The sequence below is a fragment of the Niveispirillum sp. BGYR6 genome, assembly GCF_027568365.1.
In the GTDB taxonomy this organism is placed as follows: Bacteria; Pseudomonadota; Alphaproteobacteria; order Azospirillales; family Azospirillaceae; genus Niveispirillum.
On sequence record NZ_JANLNL010000003.1, the window covers coordinates 319,405 to 339,505 of the forward strand.

At 65.3% G+C, this 20,101-nt stretch carries 16 protein-coding genes; 8 read left to right on the forward strand and 8 right to left on the reverse strand.

Features of this window, described 5'->3' with window-relative positions:
* Positions 1–28 precede the first annotated feature (28 nt).
* The 6 genes from PCJ49_RS24755 to PCJ49_RS09665 all read right to left on the reverse strand — a co-directional run bounded on the left by PCJ49_RS24755 (position 29) and on the right by PCJ49_RS09665 (position 5,951).
* The gene (locus tag PCJ49_RS24755; RefSeq protein ID WP_269910744.1) at positions 29–1,321 is read right to left on the reverse strand and encodes a divergent polysaccharide deacetylase family protein; all 1,293 of its coding nucleotides are present in this window, start codon (positions 1,319–1,321) and stop codon (positions 29–31) included.
* 50 nt (positions 1,322–1,371) lie between these two features.
* Entirely contained in the window at positions 1,372–2,835 is a 1,464-nt protein-coding gene (locus tag PCJ49_RS09645) for a S41 family peptidase (RefSeq protein WP_269910883.1), read from the reverse strand.
* 2 nt (positions 2,836–2,837) lie between these two features.
* Positions 2,838–4,067 (reverse strand): peptidoglycan DD-metalloendopeptidase family protein, encoded by a 1,230-nt coding sequence (locus PCJ49_RS09650; RefSeq protein WP_269910745.1) that lies wholly within the window; start codon positions 4,065–4,067, stop codon positions 2,838–2,840.
* A gap of 150 nt (positions 4,068–4,217) precedes the next feature.
* The gene (locus tag PCJ49_RS09655) at positions 4,218–4,667 is read right to left on the reverse strand and encodes a hypothetical protein (protein ID WP_269910746.1); all 450 of its coding nucleotides are present in this window, start codon (positions 4,665–4,667) and stop codon (positions 4,218–4,220) included.
* Between the two features lie 218 nt (positions 4,668–4,885).
* The gene (locus tag PCJ49_RS09660) at positions 4,886–5,422 is read right to left on the reverse strand and encodes a hypothetical protein (protein ID WP_269910747.1); all 537 of its coding nucleotides are present in this window, start codon (positions 5,420–5,422) and stop codon (positions 4,886–4,888) included.
* A gap of 199 nt (positions 5,423–5,621) precedes the next feature.
* The gene (locus PCJ49_RS09665; RefSeq protein ID WP_143270834.1) at positions 5,622–5,951 is read right to left on the reverse strand and encodes a hypothetical protein; all 330 of its coding nucleotides are present in this window, start codon (positions 5,949–5,951) and stop codon (positions 5,622–5,624) included.
* Positions 5,952–6,154: 203 nt separating this feature from the next.
* Between PCJ49_RS09665 and PCJ49_RS09670 the strand changes: the two genes are divergently transcribed.
* Genes PCJ49_RS09670 through PCJ49_RS09680 form a run of 3 tightly spaced genes read left to right on the forward strand, consistent with a single transcriptional unit; the run spans position 6,155 to position 9,325 of the window.
* Positions 6,155–7,435 (forward strand): 3-deoxy-D-manno-octulosonic acid transferase, encoded by a 1,281-nt coding sequence (locus PCJ49_RS09670; RefSeq protein ID WP_269910748.1) that lies wholly within the window; start codon positions 6,155–6,157, stop codon positions 7,433–7,435.
* Positions 7,432–8,436, forward strand: coding sequence for a tetraacyldisaccharide 4'-kinase (lpxK, locus tag PCJ49_RS09675; protein WP_269910749.1), 1,005 nt, complete (start codon positions 7,432–7,434; stop codon positions 8,434–8,436). Before PCJ49_RS09670 ends, lpxK begins: the two co-directional genes overlap by 4 nt.
* A complete protein-coding gene (locus PCJ49_RS09680; RefSeq protein WP_269910750.1) occupies positions 8,423–9,325 on the forward strand; it encodes a lauroyl acyltransferase in 903 nt (300 codons plus the stop codon). The genes lpxK and PCJ49_RS09680 overlap by 14 nt, the downstream gene beginning before the upstream one ends.
* Positions 9,326–9,384: 59 nt before the next feature.
* Here PCJ49_RS09680 and PCJ49_RS09685 read toward each other — a convergent pair whose 3' ends face one another.
* Positions 9,385–10,350, reverse strand: coding sequence for a pseudouridine-5'-phosphate glycosidase (locus PCJ49_RS09685; RefSeq protein ID WP_269910751.1), 966 nt, complete (start codon positions 10,348–10,350; stop codon positions 9,385–9,387).
* Between the two features lie 170 nt (positions 10,351–10,520).
* Between PCJ49_RS09685 and PCJ49_RS09690 the strand changes: the two genes are divergently transcribed.
* The 5 genes from PCJ49_RS09690 (at position 10,521) to PCJ49_RS09710 (ending at position 18,633) form a co-directional block, all read left to right on the forward strand.
* Positions 10,521–12,059: an AbgT family transporter gene (locus tag PCJ49_RS09690; RefSeq protein ID WP_269910752.1), complete on the forward strand. Its 1,539-nt coding sequence runs from the start codon at positions 10,521–10,523 to the stop codon at positions 12,057–12,059.
* Between the two features lie 106 nt (positions 12,060–12,165).
* Complete coding sequence (gene hisS, locus PCJ49_RS09695; RefSeq protein WP_269910753.1) at positions 12,166–13,515, forward strand: histidine--tRNA ligase; 1,350 nt, start codon at positions 12,166–12,168, stop codon at positions 13,513–13,515.
* A 256-nt stretch (positions 13,516–13,771) separates the two neighbouring features.
* The gene (locus PCJ49_RS09700; protein ID WP_269910754.1) at positions 13,772–14,899 is read left to right on the forward strand and encodes a hypothetical protein; all 1,128 of its coding nucleotides are present in this window, start codon (positions 13,772–13,774) and stop codon (positions 14,897–14,899) included.
* Between the two features lie 189 nt (positions 14,900–15,088).
* Complete coding sequence (locus tag PCJ49_RS09705) at positions 15,089–16,312, forward strand: serine hydrolase (RefSeq protein ID WP_269910755.1); 1,224 nt, start codon at positions 15,089–15,091, stop codon at positions 16,310–16,312.
* Between the two features lie 107 nt (positions 16,313–16,419).
* Positions 16,420–18,633 (forward strand): TonB-dependent receptor, encoded by a 2,214-nt coding sequence (locus PCJ49_RS09710; RefSeq protein WP_269910756.1) that lies wholly within the window; start codon positions 16,420–16,422, stop codon positions 18,631–18,633.
* A 4-nt stretch (positions 18,634–18,637) separates the two neighbouring features.
* Here PCJ49_RS09710 and hldE read toward each other — a convergent pair whose 3' ends face one another.
* Positions 18,638–20,083 (reverse strand): bifunctional D-glycero-beta-D-manno-heptose-7-phosphate kinase/D-glycero-beta-D-manno-heptose 1-phosphate adenylyltransferase HldE, encoded by a 1,446-nt coding sequence (gene hldE / locus PCJ49_RS09715; RefSeq protein WP_269910757.1) that lies wholly within the window; start codon positions 20,081–20,083, stop codon positions 18,638–18,640.
* Positions 20,084–20,101: the final 18 nt, after the last annotated feature.

A 20,101-nucleotide genomic window follows, 5' to 3' on the forward strand; every position in this document is an offset into this window, starting at 1 on the left:
TCTGAGAACGGAAATCCCCCTTTCTTGCTCACCGATCCGCCTGCCGGTTCACCACCGCCGTCACCGGGGCCAGCACGATGCCCCGGTCGCGCAAGGTGCCGGCCCAGAGCGCCAGCCGGTCGATCACCACCGGGTTCTGCGCCTCCGCAAAGCCCACGGCCACACCATTGGCCTGGGCCAGCCGTTCCAACTGGGCCAGTTGTTCATCAATGCCGATGGCCGATGGCATCCGGTCGATCTGCAAATCGCTGAAGGCGCGGGGCAGGGAGAGTTCCTTGGCCAGCGGGGCCACCTTGCTGCCCTGCACCTGCCAGAGGTCCAGATAGACCAGCCCGCGCCGCTGCACCTGTTGCAGCACGGCGCGCAGATTGTCCCGCTGGGTCAGGAAGGCGGTGCCGCTGTCGGTGCGGCTGGTCAGGCCGACATAGCCGGTGAAGGCGGCCAGCGTCGCCTCCAGCCGCTTCACATTTTCCTCGTCCGACAGGCTGGTCAGCAGCGTGTTGGCACCGGGGTCGCTGGCGGGATAGCCCTGGGGCTGCATCGGTACGGCCAGCAGCACCTCATGCCCCTTTTCCCGCGCCGCATCCACCAGGGGTTGGGGCTGTGGGGTGGTGGGGGCGAAGGCGAAGCTGACGGCACCGGGCAGACGGGCGATGGCCGTCTGGGTGGCGGCGGCGGACTGGCCCATGCCCGTCACCACAATGGCGATGCGCGGGCGCTTGTCATCCTGCGGGAAGGGGCGGGCATAATGCTGCCATGGGGCGGTGCCGTCCGCCGCCACCTTGGGCACCAGCCCCACGCGCAGCCGTTCCAGCAGCAGGTCGTTGCGCGATGGTTGTAACGTCACCGGCATATCCACCGGGTCCAGCGGGGCTTCCTCTGCCTTGGGGGGGGCCTCCGCCGCCGGGGCGTCGGGGAAACGGGGGGTTCCGTCAGGCAGCAGCACGGCCAGTTTCGGTCCCACCTGGCGCGACGCGGTCAGCCGGTCGGCCGTGTCATGCGCCGTTACCGCCAGCCAGACGGCCGTGCCGGCCAGCCCCAGCAGAAAAACCCCCGCCACCGCCCCGGCGGCGATCAGCGGCTTGGATGCCGGTGCCCGATCCCCCTTCGCCGCTGCCCCAGCCTTGCCGCGCCTTTTGGGGGCGGGCAAGCTGTCGCCATCGGATGCTGCATCCAGGTTGATGAAGGGATCAGCCTTGGCCTTGTCTTTCTTCCCACCCTTCCTGTCCACGCCGAAACGGGCCGCCAGCACGGCTGCGCTGTCGTCCTTCGCCTTTTCGGTGCCCGAACTGGGCTTCTTTCTGAGAAGGGAGAGGGCCACGGTTCAGCGGTTTCGTTTCAGCGGGACGGGAAAGGACAAGGAGGAAGCGATCAGTTGGCGTTGGAAGCGGCGGGGGTGGCCGCCGCCTGCTTGGCATGGTTGAACATGGAAACACCGCGCAACAGATCGATGGCGCGCAGCAACTGGTAATCAACCGGTGCTGCTTCCGGCTGGCCATTGGCGTTGGCGGCTGCGGGGGCGGGCGGGGGTGCGCCATTGGCTGCCGGCGGCGGGACTGGGGCCTGTACCTGCGGCGCGCTGTCATTATTACCGGGGGCGGGGGCCGCCGGCGGCGTGGTCGGCGTACCCTGCGGATTGGCCTGGCGCTGCTGGGCGGCCGGGTCGGTGTTGCGCAAGGCCTTGGGCAGGTCCGCTTCACGACGACGGCCGGCCTGGGCCAGCTCTTCCACCTTGGCGGGTTGCACCTCGATATCCGGGGTGATGCCCAATTGCTGGATGGAGCGGCCGGACGGCGTGTAATAACGCGCCGTGGTCAGGCGCATGGCGCTCTGGTTGCCCTGCAACGGGATGATGGTCTGCACCGAGCCCTTACCAAAGCTCTGCGTGCCCAGGATGATGGCCCGCTTATGGTCCTGCAGGGCACCGGCAACGATTTCCGAGGCCGAGGCCGAACCGCCATTGATCAGCACCACCAGGGGCAGGCCGTTGGCGGCATCGCCCGGCTTGGCGACATAACGGTCGCCTTCCTTGCCACCCCGGCCCCGGGTGGAGACAATCTCCCGTCCCTTTTCCAGGAAAGTGTCAGAGACCGACACCGCCTGATCCAGCAGGCCGCCGGGATTGTTGCGCAGGTCCAGCACATAGCCGATCAGCTTGTCGCCCAACTGAGTCTTGATGCTGGCGATGGCCTTGTCCAGCCCCGGCTGGGTCTGTTCATTGAAGCTGGAAATGCGGACATAGCCGACATTATCTTCCACCCGGAAGCGGACCGACTGCACCTTGATGCTGGCCCGCACCAGGGTGAGGTTGATCGGCTGGGACAGGTCACCCCGGCGGATGGTGACCTTCAGGCTGCTGCCCACCGGGCCGCGCATCTTCTCCACCGCCTCGTTCAGGCCCATACCCATGATGGATTCATCATTCAGATGGGTGATGTAGTCACCCGCCTGCACACCGGCCTTGGCGGCGGGCGTGTCATCCATGGGGGAGATGACCTTGACGACGCCGTTTTCCTGCGTCACCTCAATCCCAAGGCCGCCAAACTCGCCCTTGGTCTGCACCCGCATGTCGGCAAAGCTTTTCTTGTCCAGATAGCTGGAATGCGGGTCCAGCGAGGTGAGCATCCCGTTGATGGCGGCGGAGATCAGATCCTCGTCGGAGACCTCCTCCACATATTCGGAGCGTACCCGTTCGAACACATCGGCGAACAGGTCAAGCTGCTTATAGGTCTCCGACTTCAGCGGCTCCCGCGCGGTGGCGGCGTGGGGCGCCAGTGCCACCGGAGAGAAGGCCAGAAGGGCCGCCAGCGCGGCCGAGGAGAGAAGCTTCTTCATCATCAACCATGCCCTTTGCCGTCGGAGCCTGAAAGGCCGCGTGTGGGGTTGACTGGCTGACCACCACGCCGCAGTTCGAAATAAAGCGTCGGGGCCCCATCCCCCGACAAAAGACCCACCGGTTCCCCGCCCAGCACACGCTGGCCGAGCTTGGCGTCAATCCGCCCCATCCCGGCCAACAGCGAATGATATCCGTTGGGATGTTCCAGGATCAAGAGCAGGCCATAGCCCTTGAAGTGACCAGCGAACATCACGGAGCCATCGGCCGGGGCCACCACCGGGCCGCTGGCGCGGCCGCGATAGGTCAGGCCACGGCTGACCGCCCCCACCTCGTCCGCCTCCCCATAGCGGACAACAACCGTTCCACCGACCGGTGCCACCATACCCCCTAATTGCGGCGGGGTGGGGGCGCGTTTCAGGGTGGCCACCTTCTCCTTGGCGCGGCGTTCGCGCTCGGCCTCCGCCGCCTGACGGCGGGCAGCCTCTTCGGCGCGCTGGCGGGCCAATGCGGCCTTGCGCTCCGCCTCCAGCTTCTCGATCAGGTCTTTCAGGTCGCTGGCCCGGCCGGCCAGCGCGGTGACCGTGCCGGTCAATTGTTCGCGCTCGGCATCGGTGGCGCGGGAGATTTCTTCCCGCCGCGCCACCAGATTGGCCAGATCCTTCTGGCGCACGGCCAGGCTGGCGGTTGCCTTTTCCGTCTTGGCCCGTTGGGCGGCCAGCTTGGCGCGCAGGCTGGACAGGTCGGTCAACTGGTTGGCCAGCGCATCGGCGCGCGCCTTCAGTTCCGGCACGGCGCTGCGCAGCAGCAGGGCCGTCTTCACCGTGTCGCCGGGCGGTTGCGGCCGGGCGATCAGCGCTTCCGGTGGCAGGCGGGACAGGCGTTGCAAGGCGCCCAGCAGATCGGCCAGGGCGGCCCTGTCCGCTTCGATCTTGGCCAGCCGTTCCTGTTCCTGCTGGCCCAGATCGGCCAATGCCGCCTCCAGCCGCGCCAGCTCATCAGCCTGGGTGCGCTGCTGTTCGGCGGCCTCAATCGACCGGGCGCGCAGGTCGGCCAGCTCCTTCTCCAGCGCTTCGGCCTTGGCATCCAGGGCGCTTTTGCGGCTGTCGGCCTGCTTCAGGTCGCGCTGCACCTCCTGCAGCTGCTTCTGCGCCTCGTCCGGTTTGTTCTGCGCGGGGGCGGCACTGGCCACGGCCAGTGACAGCAGACAGAAAGCGAACGGCGCGATCCTCAAATCTTCCTCTGGCGGCGGCGGACCCGAATCACCCGCCGGCCAAACCGGTCACGGCGGGTGGATAAACTGCTTGAATCCTGCCGGATTATACCCGGCCAGGGAATTCGGCACCCATAGTAGGCGCAACCGCCCGCCCGGTCGATACCGCTTTCACTGCCAGGTGAGGAACAGGCCGGCATCGCCGGGGATGCCATCGGGAAAATCCAGGATGCGGGCAGTGATGCCATAGCCGAGATCGCGCAGTTCGGTCTGCCAGAACAGGTAAAGCTGCAGGGCGACACCGGCCAGTGTCGCCGGCCATGAATCCTCATTATTGTTGATGGCACGGCCGCGATCGACGCAGATATCGCTGGGGAAACGCTCAAGCAGCAGCTGATATTCGCCGCGCTCCACCACCTCTTCCAGCCCGGTCAGGCGCTGGCGGATTTCAGTCGGGGCCAGCCGGCGCTTGCGCTCCGCCTCCAGCGCGGCGCGGCGGGTTTCCGCATTTTCCACATGGTGACGCGCCTGACGGACCCGGGCCCGCGCCTCCTGCGTGCGCTGGCGCAACTGGTCGGAGGGGGGAAGATGGATATGGAAATGGTCGGCAGTTTCCGACATCTCTGCTGCTCCTGCGAAGTGGATTTGCGCCACTTCATCCCGGCAGCGTCCGAATGTCCTTGATCCATATCACAGCAGATGATCGCCAGCAGAATAGTTGCTGTGCAGTACAGGCGGGACTGATGCAGTATTCCTGTTATGTGCTGCGGTTGTGTACAAAAAAGCCCGCCGCTGTTTTCTGAACAGGGCGGGCCTTTAGCATTAGGCGGGCAGCCGTCTTAACGGCGGCCGTCCCAGAATTCCATCGGTGCGGAAACCGACGGCACACCGGCAATATTGCCGCCATACATGTGCCGCAGGAAGGACTGGTTATATTGAATGGTCGGCGGCGGCGGGCGGTAACCACTATAGGGGCTATAATAGCCGCGATTGTTGGAATAAAACGGCTCCGCATTATAGACGGTAACACCGTCACCCAGCAGTTCATTGGAACGGCGGGAGCCCATGGAATTGACATTGCCCCAGCCGGCCCGGCTGCCACCACTCATATAAAACTGGACGCCGTTGCGCTCCTGGCTGTCGCTGTCGCCGGTAATGCCCAGGGTGGAACCGCCCGGATTGCTGCCCGGACGCGCATAGGATTGGGCGGCGGCGCGCTCACCCGGCGTCATCGACCGTTCAATGGGTTTGAAGCCATTCACCTTCGGTGCCGCTTCCTCCGCCAGAACGGGGGTGGAAACCAGGACCAGCAGGGTGGCAATTCCGGCGGCACGGCGCGCGGTGGCGCGCAGCCCATGGGCTGGAACGACGTTCATGGCAAACTCCATAGCCTGTCGAGACGGGGAACAGGCCCCGCCAGCAAGACCTATAAGGTCGTGCCGACGGGCCCCCGCGTCAAGTCTTTCTGGTGGTTTTAGAGCCGGGTGCGTTTAAACGGAAACGCACCCGGCTCTAATTCCTTATTCAGCGAGCGGATTCACGCTCCAAAGCGATTCCGCTTTTCCGCGATCCGCTCTAGCGACGTCCGTCGATATGGACTTTCAGGTTGAAGGAATTGCCGGTCGGGTAATCCCGATAAATGTCCCGATAGATCACCGTGGCGGGCGGGCGCGGCGGCGGCGCGTAATAGTGATAGACCACGGGCGGCGGGGGCGGCCGATCGTAATGGTGGTGATGGTGATGCTGCGGCCGGCCGCGATACCCGTCGCGGTCATAATAATGATGATGGTGATGGTCATGGTGGCGGCCGCCGCGACGGTGATCGTCGCCGGCAAAGGCTTCGCCCATCGGGGCCAGGGCCATCATTGTGGCCGCCACTGCGGCGAGGGAAAGCGTGTTTTTCATTGTCGTTCCTATCCGATCCACTGCCTGGGGGATGGGTACAGGCTGACCCGGCATCTGGGCGGGATTGCGGCGGCCGGGCGGCGGAAAGCGCCAGAGCCCGTGACAAGTTTGGGTCGCACCCTCCCCGGATGGCCGGCATGGCGGCGGCGGCATCGCCCATGCTACACAGGCAGGCCCCTGGCCCCGGAGAAGTTCCCTGTTCCATGCTTGAGCTGATTTATCGCGCCCTGACCCATCTGGCCGGCCCGGCCGTGCGGCGGCTGTTGGACCGGCGGGCGCTGCGGGGCAAGGAAGATACAGCCCGCCGGGGCGAAAGGCTGGGCCGGCCCGGACGGGCACGGCCAATGGGGCCGCTGGTCTGGGTTCATGCCGCCAGCGTGGGGGAATCGCTGGCGGTGCTGCCGCTGGTGGAACGGCTGCTGGCGGTTGATCCGGCCTGCCATGTGCTGGTGACGACGGGTACGGTTACCTCGGCCGACCTGATGGCCAAGCGGCTGCCAGGGCCGCGCGCCTTCCACCAATATGTGCCGGTCGATCTGCCGGTGGCGGTGGATGGGTTTCTGGACCATTGGCGCCCCGATCTGGTGTTGTGGATCGAGTCTGAATTCTGGCCCAACCTGCTGGCCGGCATCCGCCGGCGCGCGATTCCCTGTGCTTTGGTCAATGCGCGGCTGAGTGTCCGCAGCTTTCGCAACTGGCGCCGCGCCCCGGCAGCGGCGCGGCGCCTGCTGTCGGTATTTCAGCTGGCCCTGGCGCAGACGCAGGTGGAGGCGGATTATCTCAGCATCCTGGGCATCGGCGATGTGCGGGCGCTGGGCAATCTGAAATACTCCGCTGCTCCGCTGCCGGCCGATGCGGGGGAACAGGCCCTGCTGGCCGAGCGGCTGGTGGGGCGGCAACCCTGGTGCTTTGCCTCCAGCCATGCGGGGGAGGAGGAAGCGGCCATTGCCGCCCAGCTGCGCTTGCGCGCCAGCCATCCGAAGGCCCTGCTGGTGCTGGTGCCGCGCCATCCGCCGCGCGGCGATGCGGTGGCCGATCTGCTGGCGGCGACCAACCTGCGCGTGGCGCGACGGTCGCGGGGGGAACGGCCGGGGCCGGATACGGATGTGTTTCTGATCGATACGCTGGGGGAATTGGGGCTGGTGTTCCGGCTCTGTCCGGTCAGTGTGGTTGGTGGTTCCTTTGTGCCGGTGGGCGGGCATAACCCGATTGAACCGGCGCTGCTGGGCAGTGCCGTGCTCTATGGCCCGCATATGCATAATTTCGCGGAAATCGCGGCGACGCTGGAACGGGCCGGCGGGGCGCGGCGTCTGGCGGGACCGGACGAGCTGGCGCCGGCTGTGGCAGCCTTGCTTGAGGATGGGTCTGCGCGCCAGACCCTGGCCGATGCTGCCCGCGCTGTGGCAGAGGCCAATGCAACGGCCATCGACCGGGTGATGGAAGCCCTGACCCCGCTGCTGCGGCAAGCCGGGATCGGCCGATGAAGGCGCCGGGATTCTGGTATCGCCCACCAGGGCTGGCGGCTGCCGCCCTGGCGCCGCTGGCCTGCCTGTGGGCGGGCGTGACGGCCCGGCGGCTGCGACAGGGTGTGCCGGTCAAGGCGGGTGTGCCGGTGATCTGCGTCGGCAATCTGGTGGCCGGCGGGGCCGGCAAGACCCCGCTGGTGCGGTATCTGGTGGAACGGCTGCGCGCGCGCGGCTTGGATGCCGCTGCCCTGTCACGCGGGCATGGCGGGCGGCTCACGGGGCCGCTGCGCGTTGACCCGGATCGCCACACGGCTGCCGATGTGGGGGATGAGCCGCTTTTGCTGTCGCGGCATATCCCGGCCTGGATTGGCCGGGACCGGGTGGCGGCGGCAAGGGCGATGCTCGATGCCGGGGTGCAGGCCATCATCATGGATGATGGTTTCCAGAATCCAGCCCTGGCCAAGGATTTTTCCCTGATCGTCGCCGATGCCGGGGCCGGATTCGGCAATGGAAGGGTGATCCCCGCCGGCCCCCTGCGGGAGCCGGTCACGGCCGGGCTGGCCCGCGCCCAGGCCGTGCTGCTGATGGGCCAGGAAGGGCCGGCGGCGGGGGCGGTGCGGGCGGCGGCGGGTGTTGCCGGGCTGCCTTTATTGACCGCCGCGCTGGTGCCCGATGCGGTGGCGGTCAGCCGGCTGGCCGGGCGGCGGGTGCTGGGTTTTGCCGGCATCGGCCGCCCGGAAAAATTCTTCGATACGCTGCGCTGCATCGGCGCCATGCCGGTCGCCACCCTTCCTTTTCCTGACCATCACCCTTACATGGCGGACGAGCTGTCGGCGCTGCTGCGCCGGGCGGCAGCGCTGGACGCGCTGCCGGTGACGACGGAAAAGGATGCCATGCGGCTGCCGCCAGCGCTGCGGGCGCAGGTGGAAATCCTGCCGGTGCAGGTGGCGCTGGGCGATGCGGCGGCGCTGGATCGTCTGTTGGATGCTGTGATCGGGGTAGGCAATGGCGACGCATAGCCAATTGCGGCGAAAACTCAACCGCTTGGTGCTCTATCGGCTGGAAGCGGTGCTGGCCTGGATCTTCATCAAATCCATGCGGCTGCTGGGGCCGGTGGCGGCGTCCAATACCGGCGGCTTCATCATGCGTAGGCTGGGGCCGCTGCTGCCCTCCTCGGCGCGGATGCGGCGTGCCGTTGCCCGTGCCCTGCCGGCACTGGACGGGCCGGCGGTGGAAAAGGTGGTGCGGCAGGCCTGGGACAATCTGGGCCGCACCTTCGGCGAATATGTGCATCTGGATCATATCGCCGCCCATTATGCCGATCATGTCGATCTGGTGGGGGCGGAGCATTTGCAGGCGCTGGCCGATGATGGGCGGGCCGGCATCGTCTTCACCGGTCACTTTGCCAACTGGGAAATGTGCGGCATCACTGCATCCCGCTTCGGGCTGGACCTGACCTATGTGTTCCGCCGGCCCAACAATCCCTATGTCGCCAAGATGCTGGCCCGCGCCCGTGCCGCGCTGGGCGGGCATATGGTGCCCAAGGGCAAGGAGGCGGCGCGCGGTCTGGTGGATGCCGTGCGCGCCGGCAACCATATCGGCCTGCTGATCGACCAGAAACTGAACGAAGGCATTCCCGTGCCCTTCCTGGGGCGGGACGCGATGACGGGCACGCTGCTGGCCGAACTGGCCCTGCGCTATGACATTCCGGCGGTGCCGCTGCGGGTGATCCGGCTGGGGCCGGCGCGATTCCGGGTGGAGGCGTTGCCGCCGCTGCGTTTTGCCCGCAGTGGCGACATGCGGGCAGATGCGGCCGTGGTGATGCACCAGCTTAACGATCTGCTGGGCGACTGGGTGCGTGAAGACCCCGGCCAGTGGATGTGGCAACATCGCCGCTGGCCGGATTGAAAGGAAATTATGCCGGCGGGACGGGAGCGTCTTCCCTTCCCGCCGGTCGTGCCAATGGCTCAGTAACCCGGCGGGCGCTTGGCCGTCTGTACCTTCTTGGGCAGGGTCAGTTCGCCTTTCTGCTTGGCATAGGCCACGGCGATGCGGGCGCCCACGGCGGCATTGTTCAACAACAGGGCGCGGTTGGCGGTCAGGCTGGCACCGTCGGTCAGTTCCTCCATCCGCTTCAGCAGGAACGGCGTCAGTGCCTTGCCGCGCACGCCCTGGGCGTCCGCCTCAGCCACGGCGCGCTGAATGGCGGCTTCCACCGCTTCGGCATCCAGGGCGGCAGCATCGGGGATCGGCACGCCCACCACCACGCCGCCGCCCAGACCCAGCAGCCATTTGGCACGCAGCACGCGCGCCACCTCGTCCGGCGTGTCGCAGCGCCCATCCACCGGCAGCGGCAGGCTGGCGGTGTAGAAGGCGGGGAACCGGTCGGTGCCATAGCCGATCACCGGCACGCCCTTGGTTTCCAAATATTCCAGCGTGCGCGGCAGGTCCAGAATGGCCTTGGCCCCGGCGCAGATCACGGCCACGTCGGTGCCGGCCAGTTCTTCCAGATCGGCGGAGATATCCAGCGTGGTTTCCATGCCGCGATGCACGCCGCCAATGCCGCCGGTTGCAAACACGGCAATGCCGGCCAGATGGGCGGCAATCATGGTGGAGGCCACGGTGGTGGCGCCATCGGCCTGCTGGGCCAGGGCCAGCGGCAGATCCCGCCGGCTGACCTTGCGCACGCCCGGCTGGGCCAGCCGTTCCAGATCCTCATCATCCAGGCCGACGCGGATGCGACCGTCCAGCACGGCGATGGTGGCGGGGATCGCCCCTTCAGCCCTGACCGCCGCCTCGATGGCGCGGGCAGTCTCCACATTGGCCGGATAGGGTAGGCCATGGCTGATCACGGTCGATTCCAGTGCCACCACGGCCCGGCCCTGCTTCAACGCCTGGGCGACCTCGGGATGGATGGAAAGGAAGTCCTGCATCTGTCTCTCCTGCTTTGCGGCGGAGAATGCCCCCGCGCCGGGCGGCACGCAAACACGGATCAGGGGCTGCAAGGCTGCTTCCCGCTTGCCGCAACCCAGCTCTGCGGTTAGCACTGAAGCGATGGTGCCGGCGGCAAGACCGGCCCCGAAAAACGGACAAGGAAGGCAGTATGGCAAACCAACCTATCGGGCAATCCTCGGGCGGCATTCTGGGCGCGATCGAACGGGTGGGCAACCGCCTGCCTGACCCGGCCAGCCTGTTCCTGATCGCCATCATCATCCTGATTGCCCTGTCGGCCGCACTGGCCGGCATGGGTGTGTCGGCCCTCCATCCGGCGACGGGCAAGGAGGTGGCGGCGGTCAGCCTGCTGTCGGCGGAGAATATCCGTCGCCTGTTCACCGACATGCCGACCATTTTCGCCAGCTTCCCGCCGCTGGCCATGGTGCTGCTGGTGATGATGGGCGTGGGTGTGGCAGAGAAGACAGGGCTGATCGGGGCGTCGCTGGGGGCGCTGGTGCGGGCCATGCCGAAAAGCCTGCTGACCTTCACGGTGATTTTCGCCGGCGTGCAATCCAGTCTGGCCACCGATGCCGGCTATGTGGTGCTGATCCCGCTGGCCGGGCTGATGTTCCACAGCGTCGGGCGGCATCCGGTTGCCGGCATCGCCGCGGCCTTTGCCGGTGTGGCGGCGGGCTTCTCCTCCAACCTGCTGATCACCGGGCTGGACCCGCTGCTGGCCGGCATCACCCAGGCGGCGGCCCGGCTGGTCGATCCCGCCTATGAGGTGCCGGTGACCGCCAATTGGTACCTGATGATGGCCTTTGTGCCGCTGTTCAGCATCGTCGGCACCATCGTGCTGGATCGGTTGGTGGAACCGCGCCTGCTGGCCACCGCCCCCGTTCCCGCCGGCCATGTGGTGACGGTGGAAACGGTGACAGAGGCACAACAGGCGGCGGAAAGGCGGGGCCTGCGCTTTGCCGGCGGGGCGCTGCTGCTGTGTGTCCTGGCCATGCTGGCCGCCGTGCTGCCGGAAGGGGCCATCTTCCGTGATGCCAAGGGTACGGTTGAACCGTTCCTGAAGGGGCTGGTGGCGATGCTGTTCGCCGTCTTCCTGATCATCGGCATCGCCTATGGCATCGGCGCCCGCATCATCCGTAATGACAAGGATGTGGTGCGGATGATGGGCCAATCCATGGCCGATATGGGCGGCTATATCGTGCTGGCCTTCTGCTGTGCGGTCTTCATCGCCCTGTTCGGCTGGTCGAATCTGGGGGTGATCCTGGCCATCGAAGGGGCGGAGATGCTGAAATCCGCCGGCATTGTCGGGCTGCCGCTGATGCTGGCGCTGATCCTGGTGTCGGCCCTGATCAATATTCTGATCGGCAGTGCGTCGGCCAAATGGGCCATTCTGGGGCCGGTGCTGGTGCCCATGCTGATGCTGGTGGGCGTCAGCCCGGAAGCCACACAGGCCGCCTATCGGGTGGGGGACAGTTTCACCAACCCGATCACGCCGCTGCTGCCCTATTTCCCGCTGATCCTGATCATGTGCCAGCGCTATGTGCCAGGATTTGGCATCGGTTCGCTGATCGCCACCATGCTGCCGCTGGCGCTGTGGATGGGCTTTGCCGCCGTCGCCCTGTTCTCCGGCTGGGTGATCCTGGATCTGCCGCTGGGGCCGGGGTCGGCCATCCATCTGCCCCTGCGGTAAGCCGGCTTGTTCCGGCTGAACGGCTCCCCAGCCATAACAATGTTGGTGGTGGGGCGTGACAGCGGCTAAAACCCCAGGCGCTTTTCCTTATTGCTGGATTGTTCCGATGGCCCTGATCACCCCCCGCACCCCGCCCGGCACGATGGAACTGCTGCCGCGCCGGCAGATCACCTTCCAGCGGATGCTGGACACCATCCGCCGCACCTATGAGCGGTTCGGCTTTCTGCCGCTGGAAACCCCGGTGTTCGAAGTGGCGGATGTGCTGCTGTCCAAATCCGGCGGGGAGACGGAAAAGCAGGTCTATTTCGTGCAGTCCACCGGCGCCATCGAACAGGGGCACAAGCCTGATCTGGCGCTGCGCTTTGACCTGACGGTGCCAACCGCCCGCTATGTCGCCCAGCATGAGCGGGAACTGGCTTTCCCCTTCCGCCGCTATCAGATGCAGCGCGTCTATCGCGGCGAGCGGGCACAGAAGGGCCGGTATCGGGAATTTTATCAGTGCGATATCGATGTGATCGGCAAGGACAGCCTGTCGGTTGTCTATGATGCGGAAATGCCGGCGGTGATCTATACCGTGTTCACCGAACTGGCGGTGGGGCCGTTCCAGATCAATTTCAACAACCGCAAGATCCTGCTGGGCATGTTCGAGGCGCTGGGCATCACCGATCCCGGCGTACGCGTGCTGGTACTGCGGCAGGTGGACAAGCTGGACAAGCTGTCGCGGGACGAGGTGCTGGCCCTGCTGCAGGGCGACGGGATCGGCTTGTCGGCGGATAATGCTGCCCGCGTGCTGGACATGATCGGCTTCTCCGGCCCGGCGGCGGATACGCTGGCCCATCTGGACCGGCTGGGGCTGGATAATGCCACCTTCCTGGAAGGGGTTGACGAACTGCGCCAGGTGATCGGCGCGCTGACGGCGTTCGGCGTGCCGGAGACGCATTGGCGTGTCAATCTCGCCATCGCCCGTGGCCTGGATTACTATACCGGTACGGTGTACGAGACGTTCCTGACCGATCATCCCGGCTTTGGCTCCGTCTGTTCCGGCGGGCGGTATGAGAATCTGGCCGGGCTTTACACCAAGTCCAAGCTGCCGGGCGTGGGCATCTCCATCGGGCTGACGCGCCTGTTCTATGCGTTGGAACAGGCGGGCATTGTGGCCGATGGTCCGTCCACCGTGCAGGCCCTTGTGACGCAGTTTGATGCTGATCTGCTGCCCGACTATCTGGCCATCGGGGCGGAATTGCGCGCCGCCGGCATCAATACCGAAATCCAGCTGGAACCGGCCAAGCCCAAGAAGCAGTTCGCCTATGCCGACAAGGCCGGCATCCGCTATGCCATCATCATGGGCACGGATGAAAAGGCCAAGGGCGAGGTGCTGGTGAAGGACATGGTGTCCGGCGAACAGGCCAGCGTGCCGCGCGCCGATCTGGCCGCTTGGCTGAAACAGGCTGTTTGAGCCCAAGGGGGCGGGGCGGCCGACGGCAAGGCCGCCCCAGCCCAGCCTCCTTGTGAAAGAAGTCGCAGCCTCCCACCCTTCTGAAGAAGCCCTCCCAGTACTGAATTATTATGATACAGTACTGTTATGCCGCCATGGCGACCTTGGCCGGTAAAGGGCGATAATGTCCTGATCACCCTCCTGGGACGGGCCGACCATCGGCACGGGCATCAAAAACGCTGCCCGATAAAGAAAACAAAGTACAGGGGAGGGTGATATGCAGGAGATGTTGCTGAATATCTATGCGTGCCCGTCAGCGCCAGATCGCTGGAGCACGGTGCTGGATCAGGTTTGTGATTTCATGTCGGTGCGCAGCGCTGTGATCCAGGTACTGGATTACAGGGGCGGGCGCTTCACCCCGGTATGGGATGTGCGGGATTCCTATTCCCACGCGCATCGGCAGGAACATGACAGGGTGCTGAATAATGGCGATAATCCCCGTCTGCGCATTTGCCCCAGTGAAAGGGTTGCCCGCCAGCCGGTGGTGACGCGGGATGAGGATGTGTTCCCGCCCGGATCGCCGGAGCTGCTGGAGCTTAAGCAGCGGCGGCAGATGTTGCAGTTGGGCTGCAATCTCTGTGGCCTCACGGAACTGTCGCCCGGTCGCTTCCTGGTTCTGGTGCTGCACCGATCGGTCATGATGGATCAGCCCTTCGGGCGAGCTGAAGAAGACCTGACCATGCAATTGCTGCCGCATCTGCGGCAGGCGATTGATCTGGGGGATCAGTTGCAATCCACCCGCCTGCAGGCCGATCTGCTGGCAGAGGCGGGGGAGGTGCTGGGGGCTGCCCTTGTGCTGTGTGACACGGGCGGCCGGATCATCTGGATGAACAATCCCGCCCGCACCATCCTGCACCGCTCCCCGGCCGTTCGGGAGATGGGGGGGTATATCCGGGCGGTGCAGCCGGCCGATGCCGGGTCGTTGCGGACCCTGCTGTCGCAGGCCGGGGCCGGTGGGCCGGTGCAATCCACGCAATTGACCCTGGGCCGGATGGACGGGGAAGGGGGGGTGCAGGTCATGGCCACCGGCCTGCAAGCTGGCCCGATGCTGTGGGGGCGGGAAACATCGCGCACTGTGGCCCTGGTACTGCGCGAACCGGGCCGCCCGATGAATATTTCCCCTGCTGCGGTGGCGGCCCTGTTCGGCATGTCGACGGCGGAGGCGCGGCTGACGGTCGGGCTCTGCGATGGGCTGTCACTGCGTGATTATGCCCAGCAGCGCGGCATTACAGAGGGAACTGCCCGCATCCAGTTGAAGCGCGCCCTGGCCAAGACTGGCTGTCCCCGTCAGGCCGAACTGGTGCGGCGCGTCTGCACCTCCCTGGCGGTCAGCATGATGCAATAGATGGGTGGGTGGCCATTCAGAACGGCCGCCACCGATTTTCCCGAATATCATCGCGATAGTATCCCATATGGGAGCCGCGACCGATCCGTAACGTCCCCAACAATACAGGTACCGAAGCAGGGGCCGGCGCGCTGGCAGCGCCGGCCCCTGCCTTCCGTCAAACCTGTTGCCGCCAATCAAGGGGGAGTTATGAGAGCTGGTCGAATTCTGCGTCGGGGTGCCGTGGCGCTGGCAGTCGCCTGTGTGCCTTACCTAGCCCTGGCCTATCCCGCACCGGCCCCGGACCCGTCGCTGCCGCCCTCCACCGTGCCGGGCCCGGTGCAGGATCTGCGGCGCAAGATGAATGATGCGGATGTCAACGCTCTGACCTTCCATTCCATGGACCAGCTGTTCACCACCCGCACGGTGGCGCGGTCGGGTGCGGTCTGGGAGCTGCCCAAGGCGGACCATCCGCTGGATCTCAGCTATTCCTACAAGGGCCAGCAATATACGGCGGAACAGTTCCTGGACCGCACCTACACCAACGCGTTGCTGGTGATGAAGGATGGGCGCATCGTCTCTGAAATCTACCGCAACAATACCAATCAGCAGACGCGCTTCATGGCCTGGTCGGTGACCAAATCCATCACGGCGATCCTGATCGGCTGTGCGGTGCAGGAAGGGCGCATCAAGTCGCTGGATGACCGCATCACCACCTATCTGCCCGAGCTGAAGGGCGGCGGCTATGATGGCGTCACCGTCCGGCAGGTTCTGCAGATGCGTTCCGGCGTGGAGTACGAGGAACGCTACGATTTCGCCAATCCGGGGGCGGCCGCCCGCAACCATGAACAGGCGCTGGTGCGCAATGTCGTCCGCTTTGCCGACGCGGCGCGCACCATCAAGCGCCAGCACAAGCCGGGTGAGGTCTGGGCCTATAAGACCCTGGATACGGCCGTGCTGGGCTGGCTGCTGGAACGGGTCAGCGGCGGCAGCACCGTTGCCGCCTATGCCGCCCAGCGCCTGTGGGAGCCGCTGGGGGCGGAGCGCGACGGATTCTTCATCATGGATGGCGAGCCCGGCGTGGGGCGCGAGTTCAACGGGGCCGGCTTCAACGCCACGGCGCGGGATTTCGCCCGTATCGGCCAGATGATGCTGCAGGACGGGCAGGCGAACGGCCATCAGATCGTCTCCCCCGAATGGGTGCGCGAATCCACCAAGGCCACCGGCGGGCCGGGGCCGGGCTATGGCTATCAATGGTGGATTCCCAATGATCATGCCTTCCAGGCCATCGGGCTGCAGGGCCAGTATATCTTCGTCGACCGGGCGACCCGCACTGTTGTGGTGAAGCTCAGCTACTTCCCCAATGACGATATGGGCCCGCATGAGGAAACCAGCGCCTTCCTGGAGGCGGTGTCGGCCTGGAAGCCGCGCTGAGCGGGAGGGTTGTGTCAAGCGGGGGCTGCTCCAGAAAGGAGCGCCCCCAAGGGGCGGAAAGCCCCAATAAATCAAGATAAAATCAAGAAGACAGGGAGTACGGGACCATGAAACGTATTAATGGAAAGGTTCTTGTTCTGGGTTTGCTGGCCACGACGGCCATCAATACCGCTGCGCTGGCCCAAACGGCGGCACCGGCCAGCACCGAACCGGAAGCGTTCGCGCTGGAAGAAATTGTGGTGACCGCCCAGCGGCGGTCGGAGAACCTGCAAAAGGTGGCCATCGCCATTACGGCGCTGGACCCCGCGCAACTGGAGGCCAAGGCCGTTGTGCAGATGGCCGATCTGCAAAGCGCCTCGCCTTCCTTGTCCATCACCAATGCCGGGCAGACCCAGTCAGTGAATATTCGTGGCATTGGGCTGGCCAGCAATTCCCCCAATGCCACGGCCGGCGTGGCCACTTATGTCGACGGGCTTTTCCAGCCCCCCATCGTGCAGTTCAACAGCTTCTACGATCTGGCGGGGGTGGAGGTGCTGCGCGGGCCCCAGGGCACGCTGGTCGGGTCGAACTCCACCGGTGGCGCCATCTTCCTTACCTCCCGCAGCCCGGAACTGGGCAGCCAGAACGGCTATGCCACCGCCTCCTATGGCACCGACAATAATTATGCCGTGGAGGCGGCCACCGGCGCGCCGATCAGCGACACCATGGCGCTGCGTGTTGCCGGCTTCATGCGCGGCCATGACAGCTATTACAAGGATACCGGCCCCTTCCATAACAAGGCTGGCAAGCTGGATGAAAAGGGCGGGCGCGTCGGGTTGCTGCACCAGACCGACGGTTTCCAGGCCCTGCTGAAGGTGCAGTTCAACGATATGCAGACGGGCGGCTATGCCTATCAGCCCATCCCCGGCACCTATTTCGCCTCCTATGCGCCGCGTGATCGGGAGAGTTTGAGCTTTGATACCCCGACCTCTCACCGCGAGCGGGCCTTCATCACCAGCCTGGAACTGAAAAAGACCTTCGCCAACGATATCCTGCTGCGTTCGGTTTCCGGCTATCAGAGCAAGACCATCAACAGCCTGGATGATATTGACGGTTCGCAGGCACCGGCCCGTCTCGGTGGCGAAATCGTCTGGGACTATTACGCCAATGAAAAGCAATATAGCCAGGAACTGAACCTGATCTCCCCAGAAGAGGATCGGTTCAACTGGATCCTCGGCGGGTATTTCCAGCGCAACGATATTGATGTGCGCATCCATGAGACAGCGGGCGGCTTTCCCACCCATATTACGCCGCAGAACAAGCGCACCACCACCGGCCTGTTCGCCCAGGGCAATTATCACCTGACCGAGAAGGTGGAGCTGCAACTGGGTGGGCGCTATTCCCACTATAAGACGGATGGCAAGGGCGATGTCGTCATCGGTGCCGGCATCCCCGGCTTCCCGCCCGGCGGCCTGCCGGTGACCGACCTGTCGGGCTCCTATAAGGAGACGGTCTATACCGGCAAGGCCAATGTGAATTTCTACCTGGATGACGATAATCTGCTCTATGTCTTCGCCGCCCGTGGCTATAAGCCCGGCGGCTTCAATTCGACGGAATCGACCTTCAGCCCGGAAACCGTGTGGGATTATGAGGCGGGCTGGAAGTCCACCCTGTTTGCCGGGCATATCCGCACCCAGCTGGCCGCCTTCTATAATGATTATTCGAACTTCCAGTTCGATATCCTGAATACGGCCACGGGCCAGGCCGGTATCCAGAACATCACCGACGCCACCATCAAGGGGTTCGAAGCCCAGCTGGAGGGGCAGTTCGGTGATTTCAAGTTCGATGGCGGGCTTTCCTTTGTCGATTCCGAACTCAAAGGCGGGGTCGGCTATGTCAATACACGGCCCTTGCCGCCCGGCACGCTGGGCGCACAATGCCCGCCGGGTGCCCCCTCTGCCCCGCCGGTCTGCTTCAATTACACACCCTTCCAGGCTGTGACCAAGGCGGGCCCCAACCTCTATTCCCCGCGCTGGAGCGGCAATATCGGCGCGCAATATACGTTCAAGCTGGATGAGCGGACCACCCTGGTGCCGCGCCTGAACTATGCCTATCTCGGTTCGCGCTACAGCTATATCGGCTATTCACCGATCTCTGACCGCCTGTCGGCCTATGGTCTGCTGTCTGGGCGCATCACGCTGAACCGGGATAGCTGGCGGGTGGAACTTTATGCCACCAACCTGACCGACAAATCCTATGTCTCCGGCATGGCCTCTTCCTCCAGCAACCAGTTCTATGGCCCCCCGCGGGAAGTCGGCATCCGCGTCGGGGTGGAGTTCTGAGGCATCACTGGCCGGTGATGCGGGCCACGGTGCGGGTGGTGCTGAAACCTTCCTTCAGGTTGGCCAGCAGCACCCGCCCGCCCAGCCCCTGCACGAAATCGGCCCCCACCACCTGATCAATGCGGTAATCCGCCCCCTTTACCAGCACATCCGGCCGCACCAGCTGGATCAGCTCCAATGGCGTGTCCTGCGTGAAGGGAACCACCAGATCGACCAGTTGCAGGCTGGCCAGCACGGCGGCGCGGGCATCCTGGTGCTGGATCGGGCGGCTTTCCCCCTTCAGCCGGCGAACTGAGGCATCATCATTCATGCCGACGATCAGCCGGTCACAGGCCGCCCGCGCCTGGCGCAGCAGCGACAGATGGCCAGGATGCAGCAGATCGAAACAGCCATTGGTGAAGCCGACGCGCAGGCCGCGTTCGCGCCACTGGGCGGCGATGGCGGATGCTTCGTCCTGGGTGGCGATCTTGGCGTCGATATCGCCGGCATCCTGCTGGCGCAGGGTCAGCGCCACCTCCCCCGGTGTCACCTGGGCCGTGCCCAGCTTGCCCACCACAATGCCTGCCGCCGCATTGGCCAACCGTGCCGCATCAGGCAGCGATGCACCACGGGCCAGGGCACAGGCCAGCATGGCCACCACCGTGTCACCGGCCCCGGAAACGTCGAACACCTCCCGCGCCATGGTGGGCAGATGCACGGCTGCATCGGCAGTCACCACCGACATGCCCTGTTCGCTGCGGGTGACGATGAGGGCGCCGAGTGCGTGCCGCGTCAGAAGGTTGCGGGCGGCATCCACCACGCCGGTATCGTCTTCACAGTCGGCACCGCTGGCCAGCCGCAGCTCATTCAGATTGGGGGTGACCAGATCGGCCCCGCGATAGCGGGCAAAATCCCGCCCCTTGGGATCGACGATCACCCGTTTGCCGGCCCCTTTTGCGGTGGCGATGATCTGTTGCGGCAGGTCGCCGGCCAGCACGCCCTTGGCATAATCGGATAACAAAATCACATCGCTATCCGGAAGGGCGGCGTCCAGGGCTGCCAGCAGGCCGGCCGCCTCCGCCGCTGTCGCCGGTCCCACCTTTTCCTCATCCAGGCGCAACATCTGCTGCTGGCGGGCGATCATGCGGGTTTTCACCGTGGTCGGCCCATCTGCCCGCGCCAGCAGCCGGGCCGCCGGCCCGGCCAGCCGGCGCACCGTGGCACCCGCCGCGTCCTCCCCCACCAGCCCGATCAGCACCACATCAGCGCCCAATGAGCGGGCGTTGGCCGCCACATTGCCGGCCCCGCCCAGCATTTCCCGTGCATGGTCATATTTCAGCACCGGCACCGGGGCTTCGGGGGAAATCCGCGCGATATCGCCATAAATGAACCGGTCCAGCATTACATCACCGATGATGGCGACACGGGCGCCGGCCAGGGAAGACAGGATATCGGCCAGGGACGGGTTCATCGGGCGGGGCGGCCTTTG

What these genes read in the sequence shown, in the direction of transcription:
- PCJ49_RS09645 (WP_269910883.1), bottom strand. Translation starts at nt 2,835, where the DNA reads ATGAAGAAGCTTCTCTCCTCGGCCGCGCTGGCGGCCCTTCTGGCCTTC.
- PCJ49_RS09655 (WP_269910746.1), bottom strand. Translation starts at nt 4,667, where the DNA reads ATGTCGGAAACTGCCGACCATTTCCATATCCATCTTCCCCCCTCCGAC.
- PCJ49_RS09660 (WP_269910747.1), bottom strand. Translation starts at nt 5,422, where the DNA reads ATGAACGTCGTTCCAGCCCATGGGCTGCGCGCCACCGCGCGCCGTGCC.
- PCJ49_RS09665 (WP_143270834.1), bottom strand. Translation starts at nt 5,951, where the DNA reads ATGAAAAACACGCTTTCCCTCGCCGCAGTGGCGGCCACAATGATGGCC.
- PCJ49_RS09670 (WP_269910748.1), top strand. Translation starts at nt 6,155, where the DNA reads ATGCTTGAGCTGATTTATCGCGCCCTGACCCATCTGGCCGGCCCGGCC.
- lpxK (WP_269910749.1), top strand. Translation starts at nt 7,432, where the DNA reads ATGAAGGCGCCGGGATTCTGGTATCGCCCACCAGGGCTGGCGGCTGCC.
- PCJ49_RS09680 (WP_269910750.1), top strand. Translation starts at nt 8,423, where the DNA reads ATGGCGACGCATAGCCAATTGCGGCGAAAACTCAACCGCTTGGTGCTC.
- PCJ49_RS09685 (WP_269910751.1), bottom strand. Translation starts at nt 10,350, where the DNA reads ATGCAGGACTTCCTTTCCATCCATCCCGAGGTCGCCCAGGCGTTGAAG.
- PCJ49_RS09690 (WP_269910752.1), top strand. Translation starts at nt 10,521, where the DNA reads ATGGCAAACCAACCTATCGGGCAATCCTCGGGCGGCATTCTGGGCGCG.
- hisS (WP_269910753.1), top strand. Translation starts at nt 12,166, where the DNA reads ATGGCCCTGATCACCCCCCGCACCCCGCCCGGCACGATGGAACTGCTG.
- PCJ49_RS09700 (WP_269910754.1), top strand. Translation starts at nt 13,772, where the DNA reads ATGCAGGAGATGTTGCTGAATATCTATGCGTGCCCGTCAGCGCCAGAT.
- PCJ49_RS09705 (WP_269910755.1), top strand. Translation starts at nt 15,089, where the DNA reads ATGAGAGCTGGTCGAATTCTGCGTCGGGGTGCCGTGGCGCTGGCAGTC.
- PCJ49_RS09710 (WP_269910756.1), top strand. Translation starts at nt 16,420, where the DNA reads ATGAAACGTATTAATGGAAAGGTTCTTGTTCTGGGTTTGCTGGCCACG.
- hldE (WP_269910757.1), bottom strand. Translation starts at nt 20,083, where the DNA reads ATGAACCCGTCCCTGGCCGATATCCTGTCTTCCCTGGCCGGCGCCCGT.